The organism is Paracoccus versutus, from assembly GCF_029909795.1.
Lineage (GTDB): Bacteria > Pseudomonadota > Alphaproteobacteria > Rhodobacterales > Rhodobacteraceae > Paracoccus > Paracoccus versutus.
Genome location: NZ_CP038196.1, coordinates 1,949,958 through 1,966,563, shown reverse-complemented (window position 1 = coordinate 1,966,563; position 16,606 = coordinate 1,949,958). Strand labels below are relative to the sequence as shown.

At 66.9% G+C, this 16,606-nt stretch carries 14 protein-coding genes and 1 pseudogene; 6 read left to right on the top strand and 9 right to left on the bottom strand.

Annotation, left to right across the window (positions count from 1 at the left end; translation table 11 throughout):
- Positions 1–21 precede the first annotated feature (21 nt).
- The 3 genes from E3U25_RS09680 to E3U25_RS09670 form a co-directional block, all read right to left on the bottom strand.
- Positions 22–1,152 carry a carboxylate-amine ligase gene (locus E3U25_RS09680; protein WP_114537591.1) on the bottom strand — a complete coding sequence of 377 codons (1,131 nt, stop codon included), beginning with the start codon at positions 1,150–1,152 and terminating at the stop codon, positions 22–24.
- Positions 1,153–1,257: 105 nt separating this feature from the next.
- On the bottom strand, positions 1,258–1,509 hold the full coding sequence (locus tag E3U25_RS09675) for a hypothetical protein (protein WP_116220530.1): 252 nt from the start codon (positions 1,507–1,509) through the stop codon (positions 1,258–1,260).
- 26 nt (positions 1,510–1,535) lie between these two features.
- Positions 1,536–1,733: a hypothetical protein gene (locus E3U25_RS09670; protein ID WP_036754845.1), complete on the bottom strand. Its 198-nt coding sequence runs from the start codon at positions 1,731–1,733 to the stop codon at positions 1,536–1,538.
- Positions 1,734–1,947: 214 nt separating this feature from the next.
- Between E3U25_RS09670 and E3U25_RS09665 the strand changes: the two genes are divergently transcribed.
- The gene (locus E3U25_RS09665) at positions 1,948–2,073 is read left to right on the top strand and encodes a hypothetical protein (protein ID WP_255469536.1); all 126 of its coding nucleotides are present in this window, start codon (positions 1,948–1,950) and stop codon (positions 2,071–2,073) included.
- Positions 2,074–2,666: 593 nt separating this feature from the next.
- On the opposite strand, the gene E3U25_RS09660 is transcribed toward E3U25_RS09665, so the two are convergent.
- The 3 genes from E3U25_RS09660 to E3U25_RS09650 all read right to left on the bottom strand — a co-directional run bounded on the left by E3U25_RS09660 (position 2,667) and on the right by E3U25_RS09650 (position 6,526).
- Entirely contained in the window at positions 2,667–4,874 is a 2,208-nt protein-coding gene (locus E3U25_RS09660) for a TonB-dependent receptor domain-containing protein (protein WP_116220531.1), read from the bottom strand.
- Positions 4,875–5,030: 156 nt separating this feature from the next.
- The gene (locus E3U25_RS09655) at positions 5,031–5,951 is read right to left on the bottom strand and encodes a FecR family protein (RefSeq protein ID WP_281029250.1); all 921 of its coding nucleotides are present in this window, start codon (positions 5,949–5,951) and stop codon (positions 5,031–5,033) included.
- Between the two features lie 68 nt (positions 5,952–6,019).
- Positions 6,020–6,526 carry an RNA polymerase sigma factor gene (locus E3U25_RS09650; protein ID WP_036754846.1) on the bottom strand — a complete coding sequence of 169 codons (507 nt, stop codon included), beginning with the start codon at positions 6,524–6,526 and terminating at the stop codon, positions 6,020–6,022.
- A 282-nt stretch (positions 6,527–6,808) separates the two neighbouring features.
- Between E3U25_RS09650 and E3U25_RS09645 the strand changes: the two genes are divergently transcribed.
- The 5 genes from E3U25_RS09645 to E3U25_RS09625 all read left to right on the top strand — a co-directional run bounded on the left by E3U25_RS09645 (position 6,809) and on the right by E3U25_RS09625 (position 12,644).
- Positions 6,809–8,839, top strand: coding sequence for a TonB-dependent receptor domain-containing protein (locus tag E3U25_RS09645; protein ID WP_116220533.1), 2,031 nt, complete (start codon positions 6,809–6,811; stop codon positions 8,837–8,839).
- Between the two features lie 69 nt (positions 8,840–8,908).
- On the top strand, positions 8,909–10,264 hold the full coding sequence (locus tag E3U25_RS09640) for a Vgb family protein (RefSeq protein WP_166435375.1): 1,356 nt from the start codon (positions 8,909–8,911) through the stop codon (positions 10,262–10,264).
- Between the two features lie 163 nt (positions 10,265–10,427).
- Positions 10,428–10,718 carry a DUF3649 domain-containing protein gene (locus E3U25_RS09635; RefSeq protein ID WP_116220534.1) on the top strand — a complete coding sequence of 97 codons (291 nt, stop codon included), beginning with the start codon at positions 10,428–10,430 and terminating at the stop codon, positions 10,716–10,718.
- The gene (locus tag E3U25_RS09630) at positions 10,715–12,295 is read left to right on the top strand and encodes a PepSY-associated TM helix domain-containing protein (protein ID WP_116220535.1); all 1,581 of its coding nucleotides are present in this window, start codon (positions 10,715–10,717) and stop codon (positions 12,293–12,295) included. Before E3U25_RS09635 ends, E3U25_RS09630 begins: the two co-directional genes overlap by 4 nt.
- Position 12,296: 1 nt before the next feature.
- Complete coding sequence (locus E3U25_RS09625; RefSeq protein ID WP_052095872.1) at positions 12,297–12,644, top strand: DUF3325 domain-containing protein; 348 nt, start codon at positions 12,297–12,299, stop codon at positions 12,642–12,644.
- Positions 12,645–13,858: 1,214 nt separating this feature from the next.
- Here the strand turns inward: E3U25_RS09625 and E3U25_RS09620 are convergent.
- From E3U25_RS09620 to fliK, 3 genes and pseudogenes are all read right to left on the bottom strand, one after another.
- A complete protein-coding gene (locus E3U25_RS09620; RefSeq protein ID WP_116220536.1) occupies positions 13,859–14,527 on the bottom strand; it encodes a flagellar hook capping FlgD N-terminal domain-containing protein in 669 nt (222 codons plus the stop codon).
- A 103-nt stretch (positions 14,528–14,630) separates the two neighbouring features.
- Positions 14,631–15,355 (bottom strand): annotated as a pseudogene (locus tag E3U25_RS09615) (IS5 family transposase).
- Positions 15,255–16,565 carry a flagellar hook-length control protein FliK gene (fliK, locus tag E3U25_RS09610; RefSeq protein ID WP_244294844.1) on the bottom strand — a complete coding sequence of 437 codons (1,311 nt, stop codon included), beginning with the start codon at positions 16,563–16,565 and terminating at the stop codon, positions 15,255–15,257. The pseudogene E3U25_RS09615 and the gene fliK overlap by 101 nt, the downstream one beginning before the upstream one ends.
- Positions 16,566–16,606: the final 41 nt, after the last annotated feature.

Sequence of the window (16,606 nt, the reverse complement as noted above, 5' to 3'; positions counted from 1 at the left end):
GAAATCCGCCGCCAGGCCGGATCACAGGCCGCGGCGGAACTCTTCGACCAGCCAGGCGACGATGCTGCGAAAGGCTTCCTGCGGTGTGGCCCCGGCGGCCATGGCCGAGGCGAACAGCGCCCGCTGCCGCTCGGCCGCGCTGCCGCGGGCGATCATGTCGCGCAGCCCGGCCACCGCGGGCTGGCTGTCCAGCGCATCGGCATCCTCGGCGATGGCGGCAAGCCAGCCCTCGGCGATCTCGTCGAAGGGAAGGATGCGGCGGGTGCCGAAGTCGATCAGCCCCTCGGTCAGCCCATAGCGGGTCGCGCGCCAGCGGTTCTCGCCCAGCAGGAAGTTGTCGTATTGCCGCCAGCGCAGGTTCTGCCGCGACAGCCGCCACAACATGCGCAGCGTCGCCTGCACCAGCGCGACCAGGGTGATCGTGTCATCCAGCCGGGGGCAGGCGTCGCAGATCCGGGTTTCGAGCGTGGGAAAGCGCGCCGAGGGGCGCAGATCCCACCAGATCTTGCTGGCATCGCCGATGATCCCGGTCTCGGTCAGCGCCGCGACCGAGCGGTCGTATTCGGCCCAGCTGCCCAGCCGCGGCGGCAGGCCGGTGCGGGGATAGCCGGCAAAGACCGTGGTGCGATACGAGGCGAGCAGCGTATCCTCGCCCAGCCAGAACGGGCTCGAGGCCGAAAGCGCCAGCAGATGCGGCAGGAACCACGAGAACTGGTTCATCAGGTCGATGCGCATGTCCTGGTCGGGGATGCCGACATGGACATGCATGCCGCAGATCAGCATGCGCCGGGACACCCCGCCCATCTCTTGCGAAAGCTGGTTGTAGCGGTCCTTGTCGGTATGGTCCTGGCTGCGCCAGTCCGCGACCGGATGGCAGGCGACGGAAATCGGCGCCAGGCCGAATTCGGCGGCATGGCGGGCGATGCTGCCGCGCAGCCGGGCCAGATGATCGCGCGCCTCGCGCACATCGGCGGCGACGGGGGTGCCGATCTCGATCTGGCAGCGCAGGAACTCGGGGCCGACCTGGTCGGCCAGCTCGGCCTTGCAGGCGGCCATCAGCGCATCGGGCGCCTCGCGCACGTCGCCGGTCTCGGCATCGACCAGCAGGTATTCCTCTTCGACGCCCAGCGAGAATTCGGGCTCGTCGGCCATGTGCTGTCCCTTTCGTCAGATGCCGCCTTCAGGCCGAACCCCAAGCGGGCGGCGGTTGTTCCCGCCACCGATGCCGGCGGATGGGTCTTGCAGGGCAGGGGGCTTTCAGCCCTCGGCCTGGTCCTCTGGCTTGCCGCTGTGCTTGCGATGCCGGCTTTCCTGGTTTTCGCCCCTGGGCGTGGGATCGCCGTCCTCCTTGGCCTCGGCCCGCGGCTTGGGGGACTCGGCGATCTCCTGGTGCGGGTGCTTGGCCGCGTCCAGATAGGGGCGGGGGTCGAAATCCTTGCCGGCGTTGCTGGTATCCACGCGCTTTTCGATGATCTGCCGCTGTTGCTGGCGGGTCTTCTTGCCGATCATGTCCGGTCTCCTTTTCCTCCGGCTGGCTATTTGTTCTCGCGGCCGCGCTGGCGGGGGTCTATGCCGCCCTGCGGGGTGGTGTCGTTCAGCACGTCGCCTTCGAAGGTGTTCTCGCCGCCGATCTCGGGGTCCTTGCGACCGGCGCCCTTGGAGCGGCCGATGCCCGGATCGTGCCGCAGGTCCGCGTCCGAGGGCTGGCTGGGCTTGGGTTGCTTGTCGGTCATGTCGGTGTTCCTTGCTGAAGGATTTCCGGGAAAGAAGGCGGACAACCGCCAAGCCCGGACAATGTTCCAGGCCGGGCGTTCCAGGCCGGGCGGGCCGCCGCCGCAAGCGCCGCCGGATTGGGCAGGACGGCCATTTTCCGCCCAGGGGTTTGCGCTTGCGCGTTGACTCTGCAAGCACGCCCGAGGGCACCGCTCAGGACATGAGGAGTTGAGCATGCCACATGAAACCGTTTTCGCCTCTGCCCTGGTGTTCGGCGTCATCGCCAGCGCCAGCATCGCGGCCGCGTCGGTGCTGACCATGCAGTCCATGGGGCTGTGGGTCGGACCGCCCCGATTCTAGCGGGGCGCCTGCCTGCGGCGATGCCCAGGCGTTGCGGCAGGCTGGGGTTGCTGGCCCGGAGGGGCCGCGTTCCTCCGAAACCGCCATGGGTCTGGTTATGTGCCCCCCGTCGAGGACGGCGCCGGTCGATCCGCGAGACAGGAGGATGACAAGGCAGATCGTTGGAGCGACAAAGAGCGCAACCGCCGCGACGGGACCATTCCGATCGCGAGGATTGGCGCGGCGCCCATGGCCGCGACGACGACCACGACCCGGCTATGGCGATTATGGGCGCGGGGCCTATGGGGGGATTTCCGGCGGGATGACGACCATGTCCGTGGCGGCCCCGGTGATTATCGCCGCGGCTACCGGACGATGACGGCTGGCGCGACGGCCGGGATTGGGACTGGATGGACCGCGCCGGGGACGACGCGGCGTCCTGCTTTGGCCCGGAGGAGGCCGAACGCCACCGCCGCCAGGACGCGTAGCGCGACCATGACGAGTGCCGCCGCGGCTGTCGCTGTGCGGACGACCGCATCGGCGAGGGCAGGTGCGGCCGCTATCGTGACGGCTGGCCTTGCGCCGGGCCCGGCGGCGGGCCGGGCCGATGCCCCCTAGAAGGAGTTGCTGAGGCCCAGGTAGAGCCGCCGCCCCTCCACCATGCTTTCGTCCGGCACCACGTTGGCGACGTTGTAAAGGCCGATGGCGCCGGTCACGCCTTCGCGCAGGCGGTAGTCCAGTCCCAGATCGACGACCAGATGCGCCCGCAGCCCGGCGGTGCGGCCAAGCGCCTGCGAGGTGCTGCGATAGCGGGCGCGGGCCCAGAGGTTCAGCGCCTCGTCCGGCTGCCAGTCCAGCGCCAGGTTCAGCATGTGCCGGGGCAGGTTGTGAAACGGCTGCCCGGCGTTGCGGCCGCTGGCGATGCGGGAATCCGACCAGGTGTAATTCGCCGACACCGTCGCATCCCCCAGCGGGATGTCCAGCGTCAGCTCGACGCCGCGCAGCCGGGCTTCGTCCTGGTTGCGGTATTGCGTGACCGCCACGTAATGCGCGCCGTTCAGCACGCAGGCCGGGGCCTGACCCGCGGGCGTGCGGCACAGGTCCACCCGGCCGATGCGGTCGCGAAACCGCGTGTAGAAGGCGGTCGCCCCGAACTGGAGGCCGGTTTGCCCCTCCCACACCAGGCCCAGTTCGTAATTGCTGCTCCGCTCGGGCTTCAGGGCGCTGTTGCCGCGGTCGCGCGAGCGGCCGTCGCCGCCCGACGGCTCCCACACCCCGTCGTCGGCCTGTTTCAGCGCCGGCACCCGGTAGCCGCTGCCGAACCCGCCCTTGATGGTCAGGCCGAGCAGGGGGCGCCAGACCGCATAGGCCCTGGGCGTCAGCTGCGCGCCGTATCTCTGGTTGCGGTCGTGGCGCAGGCCCAGCGTCAGGGTCAGGTCGGGCGACAGCGCCAGCCTGCCCTCGGCGTAAAGCGCCTGGTGCCAGCGGCCGGGATCGGTGACGGCGGAATCGGGCAGGCGGCCGGGGTCGTGCCGGGTGCGCTCGTGGCGATGCTCGAACCCGAAGGTCAGGTGATGCCGCCCCCAGGGCTGGGTCGAGCGGGTGCCGAAGGTCAGCGCCTCGTGCCCGCTGCGATTGCCGGCATCGAAATCCGTGGTCTCGCGGAACAGGAAGGAAACCGTCTCGGCCTCGTCGCCGCGGCGCAGGCGGTGGGTCAGGCTGGTGCCCCGGTCGCGGATCACGGTCGGGGCCGGGGCTGCGGGCCCGCCCTCGTCCAGCCGCAGGCTGCTGCCCCACAGGTCCAGTTCCAGCGACTGGTCCGGCGCCGGGGTCCAGCCCAGCCTGCCGCCCAGGTTGGCCCGCCGCCCGGAGGACGAAGGCGCGACGGCCCCGTCCTGGCGATGGCGCGAGCCGTAGAGCATCAGCCCCAGCCGGTCGCGGACCAGCGGCCCGCCCAGCATGAAGCGCGCCTCGTTCGCCCCGCCGGGGCCAAGGTCATGCGTCAGGCCAAGGTCCAGCCTGCCCGTCCAGGCGTCGGGCACCGGCCGGGTGATGACGTTGACGACGCCGCCCGAGGCCGCCGATCCGTAAAGCGCCGACATCGGGCCGCGGATCACCTCGATCCGGTCGATGGCGGGGACGGGGGGCAGGAAACCGGCCTTGGCGCCCACGCCGCGCCCGTTATAGGCGGCCTCCTCGGAGGCGCTGAGCGGCTTGCCGTCGATCATGAACAGCACATAGGGCTGCCCCATGCCGCGCAGGGTGATCGGGGTGCCGCCGTCGCGGCCCGGCGCACCGACGAACAGGCCTGGCACGTCGCGCAGCGCCTCGGCCAGGGTCGGGCCGGGGCGGCGGGCCAGATCCCCGGCCCCGACCACGGTCATCGTCGCGGGCGCATCGGCCAGCTGCTGGGGATAGCCGGTCGCCGTGACCACGACGGTCTTCAGCGTGACCGTGGGCGCGGCCTCATCCGCCGGCGCCGGCAATTCGACGACCAGGCTGCCCTGTGCGGTAAAGCGATGCCGGCCCCGCCCCGCGGGCAGCACGCTGCGCAGGGCCGCGTCCAGCGTCATGCGCCCGGAAAGCGGCGGGGCCACCAGGGCCGCGCCATCCCCCTCGACCAGGACGGAGAGGCCCGCGACCTGCCCGATGCGGTTGAGCGTCCGCGCCAGCGGCTGCGCGGGAATGTCGAAGTCGTATTCCGCCGCCGCGGCTTGCCCGGCCGCCGCGACGGCCGGCGCGGGCGCGGCGGCGCAGCCCAGCGACAGCAGGACGGCCAGCCCGAGCAGCGAGACCCCGTATCGAGACAAGAGCGGCGACATCGTTCCTTCCGTGCGAGGGGCCGGCCGAATGCCGCCCGACACATGCTCGACGCATGAGCCGGCGGCACGCTGAACCCGCGGTTTCGTTTTTCAGGCGCTGGCGGAAGGGCTGGCGGAAACGGGCAAGGGCGGCGCGCCCCGGCCCGGAATGCAGGGCTACATCAGCAGGCTGCCGCCGGGCAGGGGCAGGATGCGGAAACCCACGGCCTCGGCAAGCGCCTCGAGTTCGCCCCTGGGGTCGGCCAGGCTGATGCTGCCGGTGATCGGCCGCCGGGCCAGCGTCTCGCTGGCGAAAAGGATCGCGCCCGCGCCGTGGCGTTGCAGGACACCGGCGACCTCGCGCAGGCTGGCGTCGTAGAAGGTGAAGCGGCCCTCGCGCCAGGACAGCGCGTCGGGCACGTCGACCCGCTGCACCAGCGGGCGGGCGCCGGGCTGCGCGGGGATGCGGGCCTGCTGCCCCGGTTCCAGCATCGCCAGGCTTTGCCCCTGCGGGTCCAGGATCTCGACGCGGCCCTCTTCCAGCGTGACCAGCATGCAGCCGCCGCAATCGCGCACCTCGAAGCGGGTGCCATGCACGCGCACCTCGTTCCCGCCCAGCCGGACCGAGAAGGGGCGCCCGTCCCGCTGGACATCGAAGAAGGCGGCGCCGGAGCGCAGGGTCACGCGGCGGGTGGCGGCGTCCTCGGCATAGTCCAGCGCCGAGCCGCCGTCGAGCAGGGTCCGGCTGCCGTCCGGCAACGCCAGATCCTGCGCCGCACCGGGCCGGGCGACGTGATCGGCCAGCAGCCGCAGCCGCAGGTCGGGCCGCGCCAGGTCCAGCCACAGCGCGGCCATGGCGCAGGCGCCAAGCGCCAGCCCGGCGGCAAGGGGGCGAAACCAGCCCCGGCCCGTCCCTGCCGGACGCTGGCCCGCCGGCCGGATGGGCTGCGTCCCGGCCATGACCGTGCCGCCGACCTCGCCGGCGATTTGCCAGGCCAGGCGCGCGTCGGCAAAGGCGCGTGCCCGGTCCTTGCCGCCCCCGAGCCAGCGGCGAAAGGCCGGGTCGTGTTCCAGCGCGGGATCGGCCACGATCCGCACCACCCAATCCGCAGCCTCTGCCCGGAGTCGTTCCTGCGGATCGGGTCGTGGCAGCAAGGGGGTGGCCCTCATTCGTTGCGAAGATCTTCCAGGGCCTGCGCGCAGCGGGCCACGGCCTTGGCCATGTGTTTTGCCACGTTCCGTTCGGACATGCCACAGATCGCGGCGATTTCCTGGAAGCTCAGCCCCTGGGCGCGGTTCATCAGGAAAAGCCGGCGGGTGGTCTCGGGCAGGTCGGCGATGGCCCTGCGCACCGCATCGCCCGATTGCTGCGCCGAAAGCGCGTCGAAGGCCGGATCCTGCGCCGGCAAGGGGGCCTCGGCCCCGGCCGCATGGGTGCAGCGCACCTTTTCGCGGCGCAGGTGGTCGATGGCGACATTGCGGGCCGAGCGGGTCACGAAGGCGGCGGGATTGCCGCGCAGCTCGCCCGCCCGTTCCCAGAAGCGCAGGAAGACGTCATGCACCAGATCCCGCGCGATGCTGCGGTTGCCGATGCGCCGCGCGATCTGGCGTTCCAGCCGCGCGCCCTCGTCGCGGTAAAGCCGGCCAACCTTGTCACTGTCGCAGGAAGACATCGCAGCAGCCAAACATCCGCATCGGGGTCCGCATCGGGGCAGGAAGAGCGTTCTGGCGAAATGCGCGCGGCGCATCGGCTGACCGGGGCGAGATTAGGCCGTGGCGGGACGGGCTGTCCACCCCTCTGGCCGGCGCCCGGCGGGCCGTTGTTGCAGATCCGATACAGTCGCGCCGAGAAAGCCGACAAAAAAACTCTGCGATCGGGTTCAGTGTCCGCCGCCCTGGTGCGTGAAGCCCTCGTAACAAGGCCGAACGCCGAACAGGAAAGAGGGACCGAACCGATGAGAGGATTGAAGAACACCACGGCCGATATGCTGGGCCGGCTGCCGTTGTGGCTGGCGGTGACGGGGGCGGCGGCCCTGCCCGCCGCGCCGGCGCTGGCACAGGCGACGGCCGAGGACGAGCAGGCGGTGGTGCAGCTCGATACCGTGGTCGTGACCGCGACCGGCCAGGCCCAGGCCCTGCCGGACGCCCCCGCGACGGTGACGGTGATCGACGGCGAGGAAATCAACTCGAAACCCTATGCCACCGTGGCCGATGTGCTGAAGAACGTGCCGGGCGTGATCGTCAGCGCGCCCTCGGGGCGGTCCGGGGCCGAGACCATCTCGATCCGCGGCCTGGGCGAGAGCTATGTGCTGACCCTGGTCGACGGCAAGCCCATCGGCAACTCGCAGGAGGCGACCTACAACGGTTTCGGCTCGGGGCTGGCGATGTCCTATCTGCCGCCGCCTTCGGCCATCGAGCGCATCGAGGTGATCCGCGGCCCGATGTCCTCGCTTTACGGCTCGGCCGCCTCGGGCGGGGTGATCAACATCATCACCAAGCCGATCTCGGATGTCTGGTCGGGCTCGCTGACGCTGGGCAGCAGCCATTACAAGCACGGCGGCGCCGGCGATGCCAACGAGGGGCGGTTCTATCTCAGCGGGCCGCTGGTCCAGGACCGGCTGGGGCTGGCGCTGTTCGGCTCGCGCCATGACCGCAGCAAGGACGAGATGGCCGTCGCGGGCCGCGGCGGCAGCGTCAGCTACCAGTCCCAGGACATCGAGCGCAAGTCGCTGGGCACCCGCCTGACCTGGAAGATCGACGAGACGCAGAACCTGGATTTCGAGACGGTCTATAGCGCGCAGGACACCATCTCGACCCCGCAGGGCGGCGGAACGCCCGGCGGCGTCAGCGTCAAGCGCATGAACTACGGCCTGTCGCACGAGATCACCTGGGGCGACGACTATCGCACCGACAGCTTCCTGACGCTGGAGGATGTCGATTTCGAGAACGGCTCGAACGTCTCGGGCTACGAGATGCTGAACCTGAACACCCGGACCAGCATGAGCCTGGGCCGCCACGACCTGACCTTTGGCGCCGACTGGCGGGACGAGACCACCCGGCACGACCCCGACCGGGTCAGCGTCGATCCCGAGATGACCCGCTGGCAATGGGCGCTGTTCGCCGAGGACAACTTCCACCTGCGCGACGACCTGACCCTGACGCTGGGCCTGCGCTACGACCATAACGAACGCTACGGCTCGCAGGTCACGCCGCGGGTCTATGCGGTCTGGCACGCCAACCCCTCGCTGACGCTGAAGGGCGGGGTCAGCGGCGGCTACAAGACGCCGACGCTGAAACAGGCCGACAGCAACATCTTCGAGCCCTCGGGCGGCGACGGCCGGGCGCGCGACCAGGGCAACACCGCCCTGAAGCCCGAGGAAAGCACCAACTATGAAATCGGCGCGATCTGGGAGACGGCGGGCGGCGTGCAACTGGGGCTGACCGCCTATCACACCCGGTTCAAGAACAAGATCACCACCGAGCAAATCTGCGCCCATGACACGCCGGTTCCGGGCCTGCCGACGGATTGCGGCATGAACAGCCCGACCGATCCGATCAAGTGGATCAACCAATACGTCAACCGCGATGCCGCCGAGCTGAACGGGGTCGAGGCCACGGTGGACTTCACCCTGCGCAACGTCGATGTCTCGTTCAACTATACCTATGCCGACAGCAAGATCACCAAGGGCGACGCCGTCGGCACCGCCTTCAACAACAGCCCGCTGCATGTGGCGAACCTTGGCCTCGACTGGCAGGCCACGGATGCGCTGTCCTTGTGGAGCAACGTCCAGTATCGCAGCGCCACCACCGATACCGGCAGCGGTTATATCCGCGAGCATGCGATCGTCGACCTGGGCGCCGACTATCACTTCAACGACCACGTGATGGGCAGCCTGGCCATCTACAACGTCGATGACAAGACCTTCGACAATACCGGCTACAACGACGGCCGCCGGTTCTACATGGGCCTGACCAGCACCTTCTGAACCACCGGAACCCCCTCCGGCCGCCGCAGCGGCGGCCGGATCATGCCAATCGCAACTTCAGGAGCCGACATGGCTTTTCCCCTTCGCAATGCAGGCCGGGCGCTGACCCTGGCCGCGTTTTTCGCCTCGGCCTCGGGGCTGAGCGCGGAAACCGCTTTCGACACGCCCGCGGATTTCGCCGGCCGCGTCATGTTCTCGGGCCCCGAGCGCGGCGCGATCCATGCCGGCGGCAAGGTCGAGGTCAGCGGCTCGGGCTTTGCCCCGCAGCAGCAGGTCAGCCTGCAACGCGGCAAGACGCTGCTGTCGCCGCAGGACATGCAGGCCGATGCCGAGGGCGGCTTCAGGTTTGCCTTCGACCTGCCCCAGGACGCGGCGGTCGGCCTGCATCCGGTCGTGGTCCAGACCGAAGGCCCGGACACCGCCGGCGTGGCCGAGCTGAAGGTCTCGCCCCAGGTGCCGCTTGCCGGGGCCGAGGGCTATGATATCCGCTCGGCCAAGGTGGGGCCCGGCGTCTACCAGGTCGCCCATAGCGCGCAGAACGGCACGGTTTTCGTGGCCTCCGCCGTGGGCCGGCCGCCCGAGGGCACGTCAAGCATCGCCAAGCTGGACGCCGGCACGCTGGAGGTTCTGGCCGAGGTCAATCCCGGCGATTTCGGCGCCTTCGGCATCGCCGTGGACGATGCGAACGGCACCCTCTGGGTCACGAACACCCGCCAGGACGCGGTCGCGGTCTATGCCCAGGACGACCTGTCGCTGGTCAGGCAGTTCGAGGCGGGCTCGGTCGAAAAGCCGCGCGACGTGGTGATCGACGCCGCGCGCGGCCGCGCCTATGTCAGCACCCATCGCAGCCGGATCGAGGCCTTCGACACCAAGACGCTGGAAAAGCTCGACGGGTTCGAGCTGCAATCCGCAGAGCGCGGCGGGCAGTTCGCCACCATGAGCCTGGCGCTGGATGAAAAGGCCGGCCGGCTTTACACCGTTTCGCTGCGCACGCCGGAACTGGCGCGCATCGACCTGGTCTCGGGCGAGGTGAAGATCCTGGCGCTGCCGGGCGCCAAGACCCCCTCGGGCGTGGATTTCGATCCGGCGACCGGGCGGGTCTTCGTGGCCTCGCAGGGCAGCGACAACGTGATCGCGATCGACGGCGAAAGCGGCGCGGTGCTGTTCGACACGCCGGTCGGCGCGGGCACGCTGAACGTCGCCTTCGACGCCGCAAGCGGGCGGCTGTTCGTGGCCAACCGCGCCTCGGACACGATCACGGTCCTCGATGCCGCCACGGGCGAGATCAAGGCCAACCTGGATGGCGGCTCCTTCCCCAACCACCTGGTCGTCGCGCCGGAAGGCACGGTGTTCTCGGTCAACAAGGCGCGCGGCAAGGACGATCCCGAAGGCGACCGCCTGACCCGCATCGCGCCCAAGGCGTGACCGCAAGGCGCGGTATCCCTGCCGCGCGCGGTCCCCGGTCTCTGCCCCGTCCCTCTGGGGGCAGAGACCGCCCCGTCCCGTCACCCAGTATCCCGGACCCCATCCATGCCCGCCAACGCCCAGCCCTTCGCCCGTTGCCAGCCCCCGTCCCGGCAGGGGTGCCATGCCTGAGCCCGTTTCCCGGCAGCGGCTCTCGGTCGCCTCGCGCAGCCTTGCCGCCATCCTGGGCGGCTACCTGGCCGCCAATCTCTTCGTGCCGGCCTTTGCCAGGCTGGTGCCGATGCCGCCGCGCGACGCCGCGCAGCTGGCGTTGATGCTGTCCTTCGTCGTCTTCGCCGCGGCCTCGGTCTGGGCCTTCGCCTGCCGCAGCGCCGCACGGGCCTGGGCGGGGATCCTGGGCGCCGCGGCGCTGTTTGCGCTGGTCGTCGCGACCCTGCCGGGGGGTGGCGCATGAAGAACGGTTTTCGCCAGTCGATGGCCTGGCTGCATACCTGGACCGGGCTGCTGCTGGGCTGGCTGCTCTTTGCGATCTTCCTGACCGGCACCATCGCCTATTTCCGCAGCGAGGTGACCTATTGGATGCGCCCCGAACTGCACGGCTCGGTCCAGGGCGCCGACCCGGCCGGGCTTGCCCTGGCCCGCCTGGCCGAGGTCGCGCCGCAGGCGGCAAGCTGGAACATCACCCTGCCAGACGAGCGCAGCCCGGTGCTGGCGCTGTCCTGGGCCAAGCCGGGCGAGCAGGCGGGACGGCGCGGCGGCGAGACCATGGTGATCGACGCCGCCACGGGCGCGACGCTTTCGCCGCGCCCGACGGCGGGGGGCGAGTTCCTCTATCGCTTTCATTTCGAGCTTTACGGCCTGCCGCGCAGCTTCGCGCGCTGGATCGTCGGCATCGCGACCATGGCGATGTTCGTCGCCATCATCAGCGGCGTCATCACCCATAAGAAGATCTTCAAGGAGTTCTTCACCTTCCGCCCCGGCAAGGGCCAGCGCTCCTGGCTGGACATCCACAACATGACCGCGGTGCTGGCGCTGCCCTATCATGTCATGATCACCTTTTCGGGGCTGGTGCTGTTCGCGGCGACGCTGATGCCCTTGGTGGTGGACCGCCCCGCGCCGCGCGGCCCGGCCCCGCAGGCATCCGCCGTTGCCGCGCCACCCCCGCAGCGGGTGCTGCCGCAACTGGTCCCGCTGGCGCCGCTGCTGGCGCGGGCCGAGGCGGCCTGGGCCATGCCGGTCGGCCGGATCGGCATCGAAAAGCTCGACGGCCCCCGGCCCGAGATCGTCCTGGTCCCGCAACGCAACTCGGTGCTGACGGTGCAGAGCGGCTCGGGCGCGAACGGGGTCGAGCGGATGCGCTTCGACGGGCTGAGCGGGGCGCTGATCGAACAGACCGGCCGGCCGGAGGCCTCGGCCACGGCAAAGGTGAACCACGCGCTCGGCGCGCTGCATCGCGCCCGCTTTGCCGATACCGCGCTGCGCTGGCTGTTCTTCGTCGCCGGCCTGGCCGGGACCGTCATGGTGGGCAGCGGGCTGGTGCTGTGGGTGTCGAAACGCGCCGCCAGGCATTCCCGTACCGAGCGCCAGCCCCGCGGGCTGTGGCTGGTCGAGCGGCTGAACATCGGCGGCATCGCCGGGCTCACGCTGGCCACGGCGGGCTATTTCTGGGCCAACCGGCTGATCCCGGCCGATGCGCCGGAACGCGCGCTGCTGGAGATCCGCGCCTTCTTCCTGATCTGGCTCGCCGCGGCGATCTGGCCATTCCTGCGCCCGCCCGCGAAAGCCTGGAGCGAGCAGCTTGGCCTTGCCGCCTTGCTGCTTCTGGCCCTGCCGCTGCTGAACGCGGCGACCGGCCCGTCCAGCCTGTTGCAGGCGATGGGGCAAGGGAACTGGGTGCTGGCCTCGGTCGATCTGATGGCGATCCTGTGCGGCCTTGCCTGCGCTCATGCCGCCTGGAGGGCCCGGCCCGGACGGGTGAAGGCACCGAAGCCACGCGCCCGCGTCCAGGCCAGCCAGGTTCCGGGAGAGTAGGATGCTGGTCTGGCTGTCCCTTGTCCTTTGCTACCTGGCGTTCCTTGCGCTGGCCCTAGCCATGCCGCGGCACCACGAGCAGCTGCGCGGCCGCAAGCCCGGCCGAGGGTTGGTCTGGCTGCTACGGATCACCGGCGCGGTGCTGTTGGGCCTGTCGGCCTGGCCCGCGCTGATCTGGTGGGGAAACCCCGCTGTCGCGGTTTCGTCCTGGCTGGGCATCCTGTCCGTGGCGGCCTTCGCGGTCGCGATGATGCTGACCTATGCCTCCGGCTGGTGGCGAACGACCCTGGCCGGGGCGGGGACCGCGGCAATCCTGCTGCTGGTCCTGCCGGTATTTTTGCATCCGTGACCTGCGTATCGGCATTCATGACCCGCGCGGTCGCCCGCCGCTCGGACCGCCCGTTTTGCTGGTAAGGCGGGGATAGAGCCGGGTTTCCTTGGCATTTCCCTGGTGGCCCGGCGCGCCATCCGCGCGGCTGCCGGCCCCGGCTCCTGCCCAGGCATCTGTCATCATTTGCACGCGGGCCCCACCCCAATAGCGGCAGTTTACATTAGCAGCTGTCTAGCAGGCTGCTGAAAAAATCCGTGCGACAGGAGAGCTTGGGCCGGGAACCGGGAAATCCGCCTCAATTCTGCCGGAAATGCCCGGTTTTCAGGCTGATCTTCGCCGAATCCAGAACGAATTCCGCCACGACGCCCTGTCAGGGCCCTTTCTCCGCAGTCTGCTAGCGGTGTTGCTGGCGGCCGGGCGTGTCATGACCTGCCGCCGCTTCCGCGGGCTCACGCCCCCCGGCGTTTCGAGGCGACCCGGACGTGCAGTTGCCTGGAACGCGGGCCCCGGCCGGCCTGATGAGCCTGGCTCAAGCCTGCCAGCGGGGTTCGCGCCCTCCGTCCTGACGAGGTAGCCGGGCGGTCAGGCGGTCGTTGTCGTGGCAGGGGCGGCGACAAGACCTGATGCTGCTATGCCTTGATGCCGGCGCGCCCGTCGTCCTATAGCCGATATGGCGGAACCGTGCCGTGGCTTGTGTGCGGATGATGGCCCGCACTTCGGTTTGCTTTACCGGGCGCCATCAAGGCGATCGTGAAGCAAGCCTTTTGTCGTGTCCGACGGCAAATATGGAAATACTGCGTTCCCCCGACGGCTATAGAATTTCGTTACCTCCGTGGAATCTCCTCCAATACCAAGGCGAACTGTCAGAACGTGTAAGTTTAAAGCAGCCTCCGGTCTGGCTTTGCCGCCGTGAAACTGCCGGTTCACGTTACAAGAAGCGGAAGAATCCATGCGGGTCGAATTGGTCCCCACGCCACCCGGCGTGCCGTTTTGCACTGCAAATCCGGCGGCCGGAATTGCGAGTAAAAGGTCATTTTCCTCGTATCCGTGGCATTTTTTGCTCAAGTCGCATGACATGGGTTTCACCGCCTAGCAGTTGCTGAATATCGATCGCGCAACATGTCTCCGGGAAAAGTGGGTGGTCCAGATACTTCGCCGACCTTTGCTGCGAGACAGGGCGACTCCCTGCGATGAAACGCTGTTCTGTAAACCGGATAGCTGATCGAAGCAAATCATTCCCGCAGGCCGCTGACCTGATCGACTCTTGCAGATCCGCCGCCTTTCAGGACCAGTTCGGCGCCGTTTTGGGTCAATTCGATCCCGGTCACGCGACTATAGGATTCGACATCGCGCAGGGTCACGCTGCCGTTGCTGCTCTCTTCCTCGATGCGGAAGGTGTAAAATCCCGCAGGGAGTGAAGTGCCATCCGCATATCGACCATGCCATTCAGTCTCCCCAGACATTGATCCTATGGTTTGTCGTAGCACCTCTTTGCCCTGTTCATTCAGCGTAACGAGCGTAGCACTTTCGCCATTCGCGCTTCTGTCCGCCGCCAGTATCAAGGAGGATCCGTCGAACCATACAGGAGCATTCGTTCTCACCTCCCGGCCTATCCAGGTCGAAAGCTGACCGATCTCCCCTCCATCGATATTGCCCAGGAGTTGCGTCAGAAGCAGGTTGGTCTGAACCTGCTGTTCAACCCCGGAAAATGTCGCAAGCTGCACGGCAAATTCCGTGTTCTCCATTGGATTAAGCGGATCCTGGTTCTTGATCTGCGTCGTCAGCATCTTCAGGAACATTTCGAACTGGTTCGTGGAGCTGGTTTCGCTGGATCCTTTTGAAGATTGGAGGCTTCTTGCATCAATTCCGTCAACCGCAGAAGTTGTATTGATAGTCACCATCTCTTTCCCCTAGATCCTGATATCAATTCCGGTGTTCATCAAAGTTGCAGCGGTTTTAACTGGGTCTGCATTTTCCAGATATTGTTGCGGCACTGATTCTAGGTCATGTTGACAAATGGCGGATCCATAGCCTGATGCAGGCGACGTCGATGAAGCCGAGAAAGCTTTCGGCGGTTTTGTCGTAGCGGGTTGCAAGCCGACGGCTGTTCTTCAGCTTGTTGAAGCAACGCTCGACCATGTTGCGCAGCGTGTAGATCGTCAGGTCTACAGCCTTGCGCACCTTGCGGTTCTTTCGCATCGGTATCATCGGCAGAGCATTGCGGCTCTCGATGTCTTCTCGAATTTTGTCAGAGTCATAGCCCCTGTCCGCGACCAGAACGGCTGGCTGCGGCAGATTGTCGGCCATCACCAGATCATAGCCGGTGTAGTCGGAATCCTGCCCCGGCGTGATCTCGGTCCTCATCGGGAGACCTGCGCCGTTAACGCGGAGGTGGATCTTGGTCGAGAACCCACCTCTCGAACGGCCAAGAGCCTCTTTTGGAGTCCCCCTTTTGCGCCCGCCGCATGATGATGGGCGCGGATCACAGTACTGTCGACCATCTGCAGCTTGTCCGGCGCAATACCCGCGTGGTTCAACGCATCCAGGATATCCTCCCACAGCCCCGCAAGGGTCCAGCGGCGGAACTGGCGGTAGACAGACGACCACTTTCCGAACTCTTCGGGCAGGTCACGCCATGGCGCACCAGTCCTTGCGATCCAGAAAATACCATCCAGAACAATACGATGATCCGCAGGCTTCCGCCCATTCGGGCGTCTGACGGCGCGAATGAAGCCCTCGAAGAAGGCCCACTCGTCGTCGGATATCAAATTGCGCGCCAAGCTCACCTCCCACGTGGAGATGAGTTTGAATCACAGGGCGCAGCTCAAGAGAACCCCTTTTGTCAACACGGCCTAGCAGAGAATCAGGCTCTCTTGCCGGAAAATTGTTTTGCGAACTCCATTCCTCCTCGCCATCGGAGAATGAGATATCTGCGCCCGAAACCCCCGCGTCACGAAGCTCCTTTGAGAGTAGATCTATGTTTCTCCTCAGCAAATCGAACGTCTCTGGCCGTTCGGCAAGGATCGTTACAGCCGGATTGTCGCCCGGTGATATCAGCATCCGAACTTTCCCCAATTCTGCCGGATCAAGAATAACCTCGACCCGCGCAGCAACCTGCGTAGGTGTAACTTCTCGCCCTATTTGGCGTATAACTTGGCGTGGGTCAAAGCTCGAGGTCTTGAAGGCTCTTTCAGCATGGCCACCTTCATGAGAGGTTGGAGCCTTTATCTCATAATCCTTTAAAGGGATTGCATCTTGACCCTCGTTACTCATATGAAAATCCCTCATGGTTGTGCCGGCGAAGGGTTCGGATAAGCTCTCCCTTACGATCGGGTCGGATTTTGAAAATGCCGCAACATTCGGTAGAGGTGTAACCTTTATGAGATCGTGTTCCTTGTGGCCGTGTAGAGAGCCTTCATCGGCAGAATCTTCAAAAAAAATACCGCCAAATATATTTTTGAGAGTATGACCATTGCTCGACATGCCTGCGTAGGTGCTGAGGCCTCGTTCCGAGAGCTCATGATGCAGGATCTCTGCTCTCCCCGGTTTCTGATCGGCGTATTCGAAGAAATCCGATACCATTTCCACCCATTCGCTTTCCTCCACCAACGGCTCTGCTGTGATTTGTCTCTCTCCGGCGGCACCGATATGGTCCGAACTGCCGAGAGATAGCTGATCGGCTGCAACGGTCGGATCGGCGGCCAGATCAAGAACCGAACTGTCGGCCGTATCATCTGCATCGGCAAGGATATCTTCATCGTCGGATGCGGTGGAATGGACGGGCGATTCGATCGGCTCCGCCGTGGGGTCGTCTTGCAGCTGGACGCTGAAAAATCCTGAAAAATCAATTGTTTTGCAAGCGCTTAGCCGAACCACATTGTTGCACTGCACGCCAAGCGGCGCAGCTGCTGCTTGGTGACATGTAAAACCCACATCCACTTGGATCCCCTCTGTGCCGATCAAGTTGCTGCCAGATTGGC

Excerpts from the sequence above, each read along its gene's own strand:
- E3U25_RS09660 (WP_116220531.1), bottom strand. The coding sequence starts at position 4,874 with ATGTCGCCGCTCTTGTCTCGATACGGGGTCTCGCTGCTCGGGCTGGCC.
- E3U25_RS09625 (WP_052095872.1), top strand. The coding sequence starts at position 12,297 with ATGCTGGTCTGGCTGTCCCTTGTCCTTTGCTACCTGGCGTTCCTTGCG.
- E3U25_RS09630 (WP_116220535.1), top strand. The coding sequence starts at position 10,715 with ATGAAGAACGGTTTTCGCCAGTCGATGGCCTGGCTGCATACCTGGACC.
- E3U25_RS09620 (WP_116220536.1), bottom strand. The coding sequence starts at position 14,527 with ATGGTGACTATCAATACAACTTCTGCGGTTGACGGAATTGATGCAAGA.
- E3U25_RS09650 (WP_036754846.1), bottom strand. The coding sequence starts at position 6,526 with ATGTCTTCCTGCGACAGTGACAAGGTTGGCCGGCTTTACCGCGACGAG.
- E3U25_RS09670 (WP_036754845.1), bottom strand. The coding sequence starts at position 1,733 with ATGACCGACAAGCAACCCAAGCCCAGCCAGCCCTCGGACGCGGACCTG.
- E3U25_RS09645 (WP_116220533.1), top strand. The coding sequence starts at position 6,809 with ATGAGAGGATTGAAGAACACCACGGCCGATATGCTGGGCCGGCTGCCG.
- E3U25_RS09680 (WP_114537591.1), bottom strand. The coding sequence starts at position 1,152 with ATGGCCGACGAGCCCGAATTCTCGCTGGGCGTCGAAGAGGAATACCTG.
- E3U25_RS09665 (WP_255469536.1), top strand. The coding sequence starts at position 1,948 with ATGCCACATGAAACCGTTTTCGCCTCTGCCCTGGTGTTCGGCGTCATC.
- E3U25_RS09635 (WP_116220534.1), top strand. The coding sequence starts at position 10,428 with ATGCCTGAGCCCGTTTCCCGGCAGCGGCTCTCGGTCGCCTCGCGCAGC.
- E3U25_RS09640 (WP_166435375.1), top strand. The coding sequence starts at position 8,909 with ATGGCTTTTCCCCTTCGCAATGCAGGCCGGGCGCTGACCCTGGCCGCG.
- E3U25_RS09675 (WP_116220530.1), bottom strand. The coding sequence starts at position 1,509 with ATGATCGGCAAGAAGACCCGCCAGCAACAGCGGCAGATCATCGAAAAG.